The organism is Streptosporangium sp. H13245 (assembly GCF_055690525.1).
This window is the reverse complement of the sequence record NZ_JBSZKT010000050.1, coordinates 1-12,202: the sequence shown is the minus strand read 5'-3', so window position 1 is coordinate 12,202 and position 12,202 is coordinate 1. Positions and strand designations below refer to the sequence as shown.

The window sequence follows — 12,202 nt, the reverse complement described above, 5'->3', positions numbered from 1 at the left end:
AGAACAGGAGAGGAGCGGGATGACTCCCCAGGAGATGATCGAGAGGGTTCTTGAGCTCTCCACGGCCGACGACAACGTCGTGATCGTGGACGAGGGGTCGAGTGCCAACCTGCGCTTCGCGGGCAACACGCTCACCACCAACGGCGTGTCCCGTTCCTCACAGCTGACCGTGATCTCCATCGTGGGCCGCGGTGTGGGCGTGGTGTCGCGGGCGGCGGTCCGTCCCGACCAGCTCGACGACGTCGTGGCCGCCGCCGACCACGCCGCGGAGGACGCGCGGCCGTCCGAGGACGCCCGGCCGCTGCTGGAGGGCACCCGTTCCGACGACTGGGACGCCCCCGCCGAGCCGACCTCGATCGGGGTGTTCGGCGCCTTCGCCCCCGCCCTGGGCGAGGCCTTCGCCTCGGCCGAGGCGGGCGGACGCAGGCTGTACGGGTTCGCCGAGCACACCGTCACGACGACCTTCGTGGGCACCTCGACCGGCGCCCGGCTGCGGCACACCCAGCCCACCGGCCGCCTGGAGCTCAACGCCAAGTCCGCCGACACGCGGCGCTCGGCGTGGACCGGCGTGTCCACCCGCGACTTCTCCGACGTCGACGTGGCGGCCCTGGACGCGTCGCTGGCCCGGCGCCTGGAGTGGGCGAAGAACCGCGTCGAGCTGCCCGCGGGCCGGTACGAGACGCTGCTGCCGCCGACGGCCGTGGCCGACCTGATGACGTACCTGTACTGGACGACCGGGGCGCGCGACGCCCTGGAGGGGCGCACGGTCTTCTCCAGGCCCGGTGGCGGCACCCGCGTCGGCGACGTCCTCTCCGAGCTGCCGGTCCGCCTGTACGGCGACCCCTCGGCACCGGGCATCGAGTGCCCGCCGTTCGTGGTGGCGCACGCCTCCGGCCGGGAGAACTCGGTGTTCGACAACGGGCTGCCGCTGGCGCCCACCGACTGGATCTCCGGCGGCAGGCTGGCCAACCTGCTGCAGACCCGGCACTCGGCCGAGCTGACCGGCCTGCCGGTGACCCCGGCCGTCGACAACCTGATCATGCGGGGGCCCGAGGGCGGGCGGTCGCTGGAGGAGATGATCGCCTCCACCGAACGCGGCCTGCTGCTCACCTGCCTGTGGTACATCCGCGAGGTCGACCCGCAGACGCTGCTGCTGACCGGCCTGACCCGCGACGGCGTCTACCTGGTGGAGAACGGCGAGGTCGTGGGCGAGGTGAACAACTTCCGCTTCAACGAGAGCCCGGTGGACCTGCTCCGCCGTCTCACCGAGATCGGCGCCTCGGAGCAGACCTTGCCGCGCGAGTGGAGCGACTACTTCAACCGCGCGATCATGCCTCCGATCCGGGTGCCCGACTTCAACATGTCGACGGTCAGCCAGGCCAGCTAGCTCCCGCTCAGCGCTGGACGAGCGGGACGGTGTGCACGGTGTCCCAGCGCTGGCCCGCCACGACGCGGGCGGTGGCGTCGGTGAGGTCGTAGACGACCGACCAGCGGGTGTGCGTCTGGGCCACCCGCCGCAGCAGGCCCATCGCGTCGCGCCAGTCCCGGGTGGCGGGCAGCCCCTCGGCGAGCGTGCGGTAGCGGGGGTCGGCCCGGCGCTGGGCGGCGGAGGTGCCCGTCATGCCGAAGTTGGTGAGCACGCGGTCGTCGATGACGTTGAGCCTGCCCCGCGCGTACTCCACGACGGCCGACCGGCCCGCCGCGTCGGCGATGAGGTAGTGGACCTGCGGCCCGATCGTGAAGTCGACGTCGTGGCGGCGCATGATCGCCAGTGCCTCGTCCACGGTCGCCGCCTTGTCGAGCATCATCCTGATGACGCGTACGCTGCCGATGTCGGGGCGGCCGGGAGAGCGGGCGGGCAGCCCGCCCTCCGGCGACGTGGCCATCCCGATCGCCAGGCCCTTCTCGTTGACCCCGTCGAAGGGGGCGAGCACCGCGTGGGCCATCCTGCGGCGGGCGGGCGCGGCGGACAGGTCCGGCGGGGCGGAGCCGCCGATCAGGTGGAACAGGTCGACGACGGAGACCGAGGCGTAGCCGTCAGGCGGGTCGGCGTGCACGATCAGCGCCGGGTTGGGGTCCCAGTCGAAGTTGCGGCCGAACAGCGGCCGGTCGCCGCCGAGGGCGAACAGGGAGCAGGCCCAGCCGTCGGCGCGTCCCGCCAGCTCCTCCTCACCGAGGGGCGCCTCGCGGTCGTACGAGCCGTGGAAGGCCATCTCGTACAGCGGCAGGTCGTCGATCCTGCGGAGGCTGCCTATCGTCCGCGCGACGTCGGCGGCGCTCTGGCGCAGCAGCGGTTCCTCCTCTGTTCCGGCCCGCGGCCCGGCGCCCGTGGTGGGCGAGGGCTGCGGTACGGGGGGCGCGGGTGTGGTTCGTGAGACGACTCCGGTGACGGCGGGCACGGGGGGCGCGCCGCCCGGCGGGGTGGCGCACCCCGCCGGGAGGATCACCGCCGCGGCCAGCGCGGCCCGTGCCACCGCCGCCGCGCCGCGCGGCCTTCCCGCCCTCCGGGCCCGGGTCTGCTCCATCCCCGCAGTCTGCGTCACCGGGCACCCGTCGTACAGGCTCAGTCGTCTTCCAGGCGGAATCCGATCTTCAGGCCGACCTGGAAGTGGCCGATCTCCCCCTCCTCGATGTGCCCTCGGATCTCGGTCACCTCGAACCAGTCGAGATGGCGCAGGGTCTGGGAGGCCCGGCGGACCCCGTTGCGTACGGCGGCCTCGATGCTCTCCCCCGAAGTGCCGACTATCTCGGTCACCCGATACGTTCGATCTGTCATCCCCTGCTTCTTCCCGGAAAGCCACGATTACATGACCGTTCGCACCCAGCCGATATGAGGCCTAAATTGGGAGTCGTGAAGGGTTGGCGCAAGCGTCCGGTGGTTCATCAGGTGACGGACGCCCAGCCCTCGCTCAGCGCCGACATCGGCAAGCGCGAGAAGAGCTACTTCATCAAGATGGGGATCCGGCTGATCTGCCTGGTCCTCGCCTTCACGGTGCCCGCTCCGATGCCCGTCCGGCTGCTACTCTTCGCCGGGGCGATCTTTTTACCATACATTGCCGTGATCGGGGCCAACGCGCCGCCACGCGGGGTTCCGCATGCCCCTGACGTGGAAGATTTCGGACAAAACCAGATTCCGCGCCACCGACGCGAGATCGGGTCGTGACTAAGTCTTGACGCACCCCAAGGGTAGTAGGTGTACGCTTTAGCCAAGTGCCCTGGTCCCCCGTCGGGGCACTGTTGCCGGCGTTCCGGGCCCCCGTCGGAACGCCGATGAAGCGACGCCGGGTGGTTTGCCCCCGTAACCACCCGGCGTCGCCCTTTTCCCAAACTTTAACGATGAGACGCCCTTTCTTCGGCGCTATTTGTCGCCCAGCGTCTCGGTCGTCGCCTGCTCCCAGTTGCGCGCCAGCGTGGTCAGCCGCTCCACGATGTCCGGCGGTGCCGTGCCGGCCCCCTGGGCCAGGCCGAGCAGATAGGCCGTCAGCGGCGCGGCCGGCCGGGCCACCCCGTGCGCGACCTCCTTGGTGAGGTCCAGCACCTCGTCGCGGTCCACCACCGCGGGATCGACACCCAGTTCCCGGCAGACCAGCGCGGTCCACTCCGCCAGCACGTTCATCCCTCGCTCCTTGTCCGCGGTCGCGCCCGTCCCGTGCCGTCGCCGCTCTCGCGACCCTCGCCGGGATCCGCGTCTCCGCCGCCGGGGCCCGGCTCCACCGTCCGGGCCCGCTGTAGATCGTCCATGGTGTCGCAATCGAACCACGGCTGCCCGGTGAGATGAAGCGTGACCGGGGCGAGCGGGGCCAGCAGCCCGTGCAGCGACCGCCCCTCGTAGCGGGCGAGCGCCCGCGCCAGGCTCCGCGTGTGCCACACCCCGGCGAGCCACTGCTCGCGCCCGCCGTCGTCGAGGAGCACCGCCCCCGCCCTGTCGGCGTACGGCTCCCCGTCCCCCGCCCCGGCGGCGTCCAGCAGGGCGTCCACGTGCCGGGCGGTCAGGAACGGGAGGTCGGCGGCGAGCAGCGCCACCCACGGCGCGGTCACCTCGGCCAGGCCCGCCCGCAGCGCCGGGACCGGGCCGCCCCCCGGCGGGTCCTCACGCCGGAAGACCGCGCGCGGCAGCCCGGGGCGCGGCGGCCCGACGACGACGAGCCTCGCCGCGCCGGGCACGGCGGCGGCCACCGACTCGATCAGCGGGCGGCCGGAGACGCGCAGGCCGGGCTTGTCCCGCCCGCCGAGTCTTCGCGCGAGACCGCCCGCCAGGATGCAGGCGTCGTGGCGGGCGGTCATCGGGCACCTCCGGGTCTCTGGGTCTCCGGATCCTGGGTCTTTGGATCTTTGGGTCTGGATCTCCGGGCGGGGGCGTCAGCCGCCGATGGCGGACATCGGGCGGGACGGCTGCAGGAAGGCCGGGTCGTCGATGCCGTGACCGGCCTTCTTGGTCCGGACCGCGGCCCGCCAGCGCTCGGTGATCTCGTCGTCACCGGCGCCCGCGCGCATCGCGGCCCTCAGGTCGGACTCGTCGGTGGCGAACAGGCAGTTGCGGATCTGGCCGTCGGCGGTGAGCCGTACCCGGTCGCACGCGCCGCAGAACGGGCGGGTGACCGAGCCGATGACCCCCACCCTGGCCGGGCCGCCCTCGACGAGGAACAGCTCGGCCGGGGCGCTGCCGCGCTCCGCCGAGTCGGCGTCGGTCAGGTCGACGTCGGCCTTGAGCGTGGCGAGGATCTCGTCAGCCGTGATCATGTTCTCCCGGCGCCAGCCGTGCTGGGCGTCCAGCGGCATCTGCTCGATGAACCGGAGCTCGTAGCCCCGCTCCAGGCAGTAGCGGAGCAGCGGCACGGCCTCGTGGTCGTTGACCCCGCGCATCAGCACCGTGTTGACCTTGACCGGGCGCAGCCCGGCGGCGTCGGCCGCCTCCAGCCCTTCGAGGACGTCGGCCAGGCGGTCGCGGTGGGCGAGCCTCTTGAAGGTCTCGCGGTCGAGGGTGTCGAGGGAGACGTTGACCCGGTGCAGACCGGCGGCGGCCAGGGAGGCGGCCATCCTGCTCAGCCCGATCCCGTTCGTGGTCAGCGAGACCTGCGGGGCGGGGTCGAGGGCGGTGGTGCGGGTCACGATGTCGGTCAGCTCGCGGCGGAGCAGGGGCTCGCCGCCGGTGTAGCGGACCTCGGTGATGCCGAGCCGCTCCACCCCGATGGTGACCAGCCGGACGATCTCGTCGGCGGTGAGCAGCTCGGGTTTCGGCAGCCATTCGAGGCCCTCTGGGGGCATACAGTAGGAGCAGCGCAGGTTGCAGCGATCGGTGAGGGACACCCGCAGATCAGTGGCCACACGACCGAAGGAATCCTGCAACACGGGACGCCACCTCTCAGTTGGTCACCTGTTGGAACAGGGGGCCAGCCTACGGCCAGCCCCCTGCCAGCCTTAAACAGGCCTCATCATTCCAACATCACCATGAATCAATTGATTCCTGGCGCGATGACCTCGTACGCCCCCGTAGGCCCCTCAGCCCTTGATGCAGACCAGTTGCCGCAGGTGGGCGACGACCTCGACCAGGTCGGCCTGCGCCGCCATGACCGACCGGATGTCCTTGTACGCGCCGGGGATCTCGTCGATCACCCCGGTGTCCTTGCGGCACTCGACCCCGGCGGTCTGCGCCTTGAGGTCGGCCAGGGTGAAGGTCTTCTTCGCCTTGGTCCGGCTCATCCGGCGGCCCGCGCCGTGCGAGGCCGAGTTGAACGCGGCGGTGTTCCCCAGGCCCTTCACGATGTAGGTGCCGGTCGCCATGGAGCCGGGGATGATGCCGAAGTCGCCGGATCCCGCGCGGATCGCGCCCTTGCGGGTGACGAGCACGTCCACACCGTCGTAGCTCTCCTCCGCCACGTAGTTGTGGTGGCAGGAGATCGGCCGCTCGAAGGTGATGCCCGCCAGGTGGCGCCGGAGCACGTCGCAGACCAGGGCCATCATGATCGCGCGGTTGCGCCGCGCGTAGTCCTGCGCCCAGAACAGGTCACGCCGGTAGGCGTCCATCTGCGGGGTGCCCCCGAGGAACACCGCCAGGTCGCGGTCGGGCAGGTCCTGGTTGTGCGGCAGGTCCCGGGCCTGGCCGATGTGGTATTCGGCCAGTTCCTTGCCGATGTTGCGCGATCCGGAGTGCAGGACCACCCAGACCGTGCCCTCGTCGTCGGCGCACACCTCCAGGAAGTGGTTGCCCCCGCCCAGGGTGCCCATCTGCGCCTCGGCGCGCTCCCGCCTCGCGTGCACCGCCGGGGCCAGCGCGTCGAAGTCCTTCCAGAACCCCGCCCAGTCGGCGTTCTCGAACCCGTGCAGCTTGGTGGGGTCGACCGGCCGCTGGTGGTGCCCGAACCCGACGGGGATCGCCTGCTCCAGCTTCGAACGCAGGTACGCCAGGTTGTCGGGAAGGCTCTCGACCCTGAACGAGGTCCGCACCGCGGTCATCCCGCACCCGATGTCGACCCCGACCGCCGCCGGTGAGACCGCGTCGCGCATCGCGATGACCGATCCCACGGTCGCGCCCTTCCCGTGATGCACGTCCGGCATCACCGCGACTCCTCGCACCCACGGCAGGTTCGCCACGTTGCGCAGCTGCCGCATCACGTTCGGCTCGACCTCGGCCGGGTCGGCCCACATGCGGATCGGCGCACGCCCGCCCATCACCTCGTTGTACGACATCTCCACATCGCCTCCTCCCGGTCACATCCCGAATGTGTGATCAATAAGGCCAGAACCACCGGCCGCCCGCAACTCGATATCCATTGAGTCACGGCCCCGCGCGGGACGCCGGGGCGGCCCCGCGACGGCGAGGACCGAAAAGCGAACGAGATTCGGGTGATGCGGTCATCCCGGTCCTCGATCCACGTGAAGGAAGGACGAAGAACCGTCGTCACCCGGACTCCACATTCTCACGACAACGGTAACCCGACAGAAAGGCCTCTCCTCCTGCTTCTCAATGCTTCTCGCGCTATTCAGCCGATTCCAGGCGGCCGGTTACCGTTCGGCCACAGCGCCTTCCCGCGCGAGGACGTGGGGACAGGATGAACACATGACGTCTCAGTCCAAGGCCCGCCGAAGGCTCCCGATGATCGCGGTTTCGATCGTGCTTTCGGTGGGAGTGGCGGTGGCCAGTAATCAGATACTCAACGACGGAGTATGGAACTGGTGGTGGGGCCTGATCGCCCTGGCGCTGGCCACGGCCGGCACCCTGGTGGCCTATCGGCTGACGGACTCGGCGTCGCCCGCGGGCGCGGCGGAAACGCGGAATGTTCCGGCGGATGCCTCGCTACCAGCGAATTCGCCGTCGGACTCACCGCTGAAACCCGCCGGACGCGACGCCGCTCCAGCGGAACACAACACCTCCACCTACGCCGGTGATCACATCGAGTTCTCCGGCGGCACCTATCACGGGCCGGTAACGGGGAAATCGACGACTCCTCCCGCCGACTCTCCACGGCGAGAGCCCGATGAGCGGCGCTGACCGCGACGACATCGAGTTCTCCGGCGGGACCTATCACGGGGCGGTGACCGGGAAACTGGTGGACCGCAGGCAGGGCATATTCCCGGAAAAGCTCTCGATCATGGCGACGCCGGGCCTGATCCTCGACTTCGACGAATACAAACGGCTCAAGAGGATCCTGGACGGCGCGCCGGCCCCGGCCAACATACGGGCGATCTACCAGGAGGCCGTACGTCGCATCATGAAAGTCAGGCCGCCCTCCTGCCCCGACGACCTGATGTCGGTGGTCCAGGTGCTGCGCGGACCCGTGGAGCCCATGCCCCTGTTTGAATTCCTGGTACGCATGGCGGCCGAATCCGACACCGTGACCGAGGACCGGATCCGGGAATGGATCGACGAGGTCGCACCGCGCTACAACGTCGACATGGCCGAACTCAGGGAAATAGAAGGAAGACTGCACCGGGTCTCCCTCGTCCTGCGGCTGGAACACGATTTGCTGGGGGACGGCTACCAGGTCACGGCCTGGATTTACAGCGGCCGTGTCGGCCGGAAGATAGTCAGCACCGAGGAGCCCTGGACCTGGGAGCAACTGGCGGACGCCGTCAAACAACTCGTGGACGAGCTGGGTTTCACCTCGGACGGAGTGGCTCCCGTCGTGGAGTTTCTCGTCCCGGAGGACATGCTCGACGAAGAAGTAGAGAAGATCGCCGTTTGCCTCGACGGGACCTCCCAGGAGATCGGGGTCGTGTTTCCGGTCGTCGTACGACCTCTGGACAGGCTCGCCGATCCCGCGTGGCGCAAGCCGTGGCACGCCAAGTGGGAAGAACTGGCGAAATGCGCGACCTACAACGAGAAGGCGATCCGCTGGATAGGCGACGCCTTCGACGACGAATCCTTCGACCCGGCCTCGCCGACCCTGTCCGTGTGCACCGCGCTGGTCCACGAGAAAGCCGTGGGCGTACACAGGAGTCACATCCTGCGGGCGGCGTTCAGCGCCGGCACTCCGGTTCTCCTCTGGCATCGGCGCGGCGGCGTCCGGGAGTCCCGCCGGGAGGCGCTTGAGAAGATACTGCGCAACCGGTCCCTTCGTGACCTGCCGGACGTGGTTCGCCATCAGCGCCTCGCCGCCGATTATCCGAAGGCCGCGGCTGACCATCCCGGCCGGGATCTCGTCCTGCTGTGGGACGACCCGGAGCGCGTTCCGCCGGAGCTGGACTTCCTTCCTCCCAGAACGAAAGGGTTCACGTCATGAGCGCCTGGCCCATTTACACCGGAACCGGGGTTCCGCACGACGGAATCGAGCGTCTTCCCGCACCCCCGAACTGGCGCGCGTTCGACGGTGGCTCCTCGGAGCCCAATCCGGTACCCTCCGGCGCTCCCGACGATCCCGGTCTCGTCCGGCGGCTCGGCAGGGGCGTACAACCCGCGCCGAGGCTGTCGGAAATCCAGATGATCAACGCGGCGCTCTTCCTGCGCCGCCCTCTCCTCGTCACGGGGTCCCCGGGGATCGGCAAGTCCACCCTGGCCTCCGCCGTGGCCAAGGAACTCCAGCTGGGGCCGGTGCTGCGCTGGCCGATCACGACCAGGTCCACCCTGCGGGAAGGTCTGTACCGCTACGACCCGATCGGACGGCTCCGTGAGGAGAACCTGAGGCAGCTCCGTGACCGGAACCCTCCGTCCGAAGGACCCGGCTCGTCCTCGAACGGCCGGGAGTCGTCACTGGCCGACGACATCGGCCGTCACCTGCGTCTGGGGCCGCTGGGCACCGCTCTGCTGCCGTACGCGAAGCCGCGCGTCCTGCTCATCGACGAGATCGACAAAAGCGATATAGATCTTCCCAATGACCTGCTCAACGTGTTCGAGGAGGGCGAGTACGAGATCGACGAACTCGTGCGGCTCCCCGACGAGGCCGCCGACGTGAAGGTGATGACCGCGGACCCCGACGGCCACACCGAGGTCCACCGCGGACGGGTCCGGTGTCTCGCCTTCCCGTTCGTCGTCCTCACCAGCAACGGCGAGCGGGAGTTTCCACCGGCGTTCCTGCGTCGTTGTCTCCATCTGCACCTGCAGCCGCCCGACGTCGAGCAGCTCACCGCGATACTGGTCTCCCATCTGGGCCACGACGCCGCCGCGGCAGCCGGGCAGCACATCGAGAGGTTCCTGGAGCGGAGAAGGCGCGGCGAGATGGTCACCACCGACCAGCTTCTCAACGCCGTCTATCTCGCCGGTTCCGGCAGCAGGCACGAGGGCCGGTCCGCCGAGGACACCGCCCTGCTCAACGAGATAGCGACCGCGGTGATGCGGCCTCTCACGAGCATCGGCACGGAATGAACCGAGACTCCGCCGGCCACCTCCTCATGGTGCTCGAAACGGCCGGTATCACCCCTGACCTGCGGGAACTACGTGACATCCTGTGGCTCGCGCCTCATGTGACCGTCCCCGACCAGGATGGGTCCGGCACGTACCGGCACGAGTCCCAGCCCGTCGCGGGCATGCCCCGTCCCGGACGGCGGATGGACGCCGAGCGGCCGGACCGGCCGGGGACCGGCCCCGGATCCGGGCCGTTCCCCGCCGACGGGCAGGGAGCCGCCGAGGCGGACGACCCGGATTCCAGGCGGCTTCTCCCCGCCGACCAATCGGCCGCGACCGCGTTCTACGCCTCCGGTGCCGGAGGGGACGCCGGGAACCGGATCCGGGGGGTGCCCGCGCGAAGCCCCGCGGTCCCGGCGCTACGCCACCAGCACCGGCTGGCCCGAGCGCTGGCGCCGCTGAAGCGCCGGGTCCCCTCCTCCACCTCCTTCCTCGTCGACGAGGAGGCCACGGCCAGGCAGATCGCCGAGGAGGGGATCTGGATACCCGTGCTGCGGCCCGCGCCCGTCCCCTGGCTCGACCTGACCATCGTCGTCGACGCGTGCCCCTCCATGGCCGTATGGCGACGCACGATCGTCGACCTGCAGAAGCTCGCCGAACGTCTCGGCGCGTTCCGCCGGGTCCAGATCTTCGCGCTCGACGGCTCCGACGATCCGCGTTCGCCGCTCACCGTCAGACCCCGGGCGCTGAGCAGCCATGCCGCGGGGGCGTCCCGGGAGCCGGAAACCCTGCTGAACCCGGCGCTCCGCCAGATCATCCTCGTGGTCACCGACGGGATCGGCCGCAAGTGGCGAGACGGGAGAATGAACCAGGCGCTGAGCCGATGGGGTGAGAGCGCCTCGATGGCGGTCATCACCGTGATTCCGCAGCGCATGTGGAACAGCGCGGGACTGAGGGTCGTGCCCGCCTCCCTCCACTCCTCCGCGCCCGGCCTGGCCAACGACCTGTGGGACTACCGGATCCTGGGGGCGGGGGGCGGCCGTGCCACCGGCGGGATCCCCGTTCCCGTCCTGGAGATGTCGAGCCGCTGGCTTTCGCCATGGGCGCGGCTCGTCGCCGGAGGGCCGCGGAGGCACCAGGCGGCCCTGCTCTCCGCCGACCCGGTGCCCGGAGAGGTGGCCGAACGACTTCCGGCGGAGGTCGACGGGGCCGAGACGGTCCGCCGGTTCCGGGCCGCGGCCTCGCCGACCGCCTTCCGGCTCGCCTGCTACCTCTCCGCGTCCTGGCTCAACCTCCCCGTGATGCTCCTCATCCAGCAGACCATGCTGCCCCTCTCCGACACCGCCCACCTCGCCGAGGTGCTCCTCAGCGGCCTGCTCCGCCCCGTTGGGACACCGGACCGGGACCACGACGTGGAGACCCTCCCGTACGACTTCCCGCCCGGGGTCCGCGACGCGTTGAACGACCACCTGTCGCGAGACGAGCTGATCACCGTGCTGCGGAGGAGCAGCGGATTCGTCGCCGACCGCCTCGGGCACTCCTTCGACTTCGCCGCGATGCTCGCGGATCCCGAAGGTGCCCCGCTTCCCGCCCCGGGTGACGGCGACCGGCCCTTCGCCCATGTCGCCGCGACCGTCCTGGCCAAGCTCGGCGGTCCCTACCGGGCCCTGGCGGATCGCCTCTCGGCGGCGCCGGACAGGGACCCCGAGGCCGCCCTGGACAGGCTCCAGTCCCGGCTGCGGGAGCTCCACCGGAGCCACGGGGAGCCGAGCGTCCGGGAGATCTCCAGGCGTACGGAAGGAGCGGTGGGCCGCGACACGGTGGGCGAGGTGCTGCGCTGCGAAGAACCGCCGACGTGGCCCCACCTCCAGCTCGTCGTCAGGGCGATCGGCGGCGCCGTCGAGGAGTTCCAGCGGTTGTGGGAGGGCACGCAGGTCCCCCGGACCGCGGCCGTGTCCCCGGAGCCTTCGCCGGTCCCCAGGACGGTTCAGGGCCCGCGCCCGGCCCACATCGCCGACGAGGACCGGCCAGGCGACCCGCAGTGGCACAGGAGGTCCATTTTCTACGAGGTGCTCGTCGGCTCGTTCAGTGACTCGAACGGCGACGGGGTCGGCGACCTCCGAGGTCTCATCCAGAGACTGGACTATCTCCAGTGGCTGGGCGTCGACTGCCTGATGCTGCACCCGATCCTTGAGTCACCCCTTCGTGACGGCGGTCACGACATCGCCGACTTCATGAAGATCCTTCCCGGCTTCGGCGACATCGGGGACTTCGTGAAGCTGGTCGACGAGGTTCACAAGCGAGACATGCGGATCGTCATGGTCCTGCCCCTCAACCACACCAGTGACCAGCACCCGTGGTTCCAGGCCTCCCGCCACGACCCCGAGGGGCCGTTCGGTGACTTCTACGTCTGGAACGACAACG

Annotated in this window: 12 protein-coding genes and 1 pseudogene; 7 read left to right on the top strand and 6 right to left on the bottom strand. The window is 70.2% G+C overall.

What is annotated here, in order from left to right; genetic code table 11:
* Nucleotides 1-19: 19 nt before the first annotated feature.
* On the top strand, nt 20-1,387 hold the full coding sequence (locus ACW9TB_RS36680; protein WP_472752749.1) for a metallopeptidase TldD-related protein: 1,368 nt from the start codon (nt 20-22) through the stop codon (nt 1,385-1,387).
* Nucleotides 1,388-1,394: 7 nt separating this feature from the next.
* Here ACW9TB_RS36680 and ACW9TB_RS36675 read toward each other — a convergent pair whose 3' ends face one another.
* Both ACW9TB_RS36675 and ACW9TB_RS36670 read right to left on the bottom strand, forming a co-directional pair.
* The gene (locus ACW9TB_RS36675) at nt 1,395-2,525 is read right to left on the bottom strand and encodes a carcinine hydrolase/isopenicillin-N N-acyltransferase family protein (RefSeq protein ID WP_472752718.1); all 1,131 of its coding nucleotides are present in this window, start codon (nt 2,523-2,525) and stop codon (nt 1,395-1,397) included.
* 38 nt (nt 2,526-2,563) lie between these two features.
* The gene (locus ACW9TB_RS36670; protein WP_389913214.1) at nt 2,564-2,776 is read right to left on the bottom strand and encodes a dodecin; all 213 of its coding nucleotides are present in this window, start codon (nt 2,774-2,776) and stop codon (nt 2,564-2,566) included.
* A gap of 75 nt (nt 2,777-2,851) precedes the next feature.
* On the opposite strand from ACW9TB_RS36670, the gene ACW9TB_RS36665 reads away from it, so the two are divergent.
* A complete protein-coding gene (locus ACW9TB_RS36665) occupies nt 2,852-3,163 on the top strand; it encodes a DUF3099 domain-containing protein (protein WP_472752717.1) in 312 nt (103 codons plus the stop codon).
* A gap of 195 nt (nt 3,164-3,358) precedes the next feature.
* On the opposite strand, the gene ACW9TB_RS36660 is transcribed toward ACW9TB_RS36665, so the two are convergent.
* The 4 genes from ACW9TB_RS36660 to ACW9TB_RS36645 all read right to left on the bottom strand — a co-directional run bounded on the left by ACW9TB_RS36660 (nt 3,359) and on the right by ACW9TB_RS36645 (nt 6,687).
* Nucleotides 3,359-3,616 (bottom strand): DUF6457 domain-containing protein, encoded by a 258-nt coding sequence (locus tag ACW9TB_RS36660; protein ID WP_472752716.1) that lies wholly within the window; start codon nt 3,614-3,616, stop codon nt 3,359-3,361.
* Nucleotides 3,613-4,284 carry a molybdenum cofactor guanylyltransferase gene (gene mobA, locus ACW9TB_RS36655; protein ID WP_472752715.1) on the bottom strand — a complete coding sequence of 224 codons (672 nt, stop codon included), beginning with the start codon at nt 4,282-4,284 and terminating at the stop codon, nt 3,613-3,615. The genes ACW9TB_RS36660 and mobA overlap by 4 nt, the downstream gene beginning before the upstream one ends.
* A 75-nt stretch (nt 4,285-4,359) precedes the next feature.
* Nucleotides 4,360-5,349 carry a GTP 3',8-cyclase MoaA gene (gene moaA / locus ACW9TB_RS36650; RefSeq protein ID WP_472752714.1) on the bottom strand — a complete coding sequence of 330 codons (990 nt, stop codon included), beginning with the start codon at nt 5,347-5,349 and terminating at the stop codon, nt 4,360-4,362.
* Between the two features lie 150 nt (nt 5,350-5,499).
* Nucleotides 5,500-6,687 carry an RtcB family protein gene (locus tag ACW9TB_RS36645; RefSeq protein ID WP_472752713.1) on the bottom strand — a complete coding sequence of 396 codons (1,188 nt, stop codon included), beginning with the start codon at nt 6,685-6,687 and terminating at the stop codon, nt 5,500-5,502.
* Between the two features lie 370 nt (nt 6,688-7,057).
* Between ACW9TB_RS36645 and ACW9TB_RS36640 the strand changes: the two genes are divergently transcribed.
* From ACW9TB_RS36640 to ACW9TB_RS36620, 5 genes and pseudogenes are all read left to right on the top strand, one after another.
* A complete protein-coding gene (locus tag ACW9TB_RS36640) occupies nt 7,058-7,489 on the top strand; it encodes a hypothetical protein (RefSeq protein ID WP_472752712.1) in 432 nt (143 codons plus the stop codon).
* Between the two features lie 43 nt (nt 7,490-7,532).
* Nucleotides 7,533-8,720 (top strand): VMAP-C domain-containing protein, encoded by a 1,188-nt coding sequence (locus ACW9TB_RS36635; protein WP_472752711.1) that lies wholly within the window; start codon nt 7,533-7,535, stop codon nt 8,718-8,720.
* Nucleotides 8,717-9,799: an AAA family ATPase gene (locus ACW9TB_RS36630; protein WP_472752710.1), complete on the top strand. Its 1,083-nt coding sequence runs from the start codon at nt 8,717-8,719 to the stop codon at nt 9,797-9,799. The genes ACW9TB_RS36635 and ACW9TB_RS36630 overlap by 4 nt, the downstream gene beginning before the upstream one ends.
* Nucleotides 9,796-11,256: pseudogene (locus ACW9TB_RS36625) on the top strand (SAV_2336 N-terminal domain-related protein); the annotation flags it as partial. The gene ACW9TB_RS36630 and the pseudogene ACW9TB_RS36625, both read left to right, overlap by 4 nt.
* 531 nt (nt 11,257-11,787) lie before the next feature.
* Nucleotides 11,788-12,202, top strand: a 415-nt coding sequence (locus tag ACW9TB_RS36620; protein ID WP_472752748.1) for an alpha-amylase family glycosyl hydrolase, incomplete at its 3' end; no start/stop codon positions are given.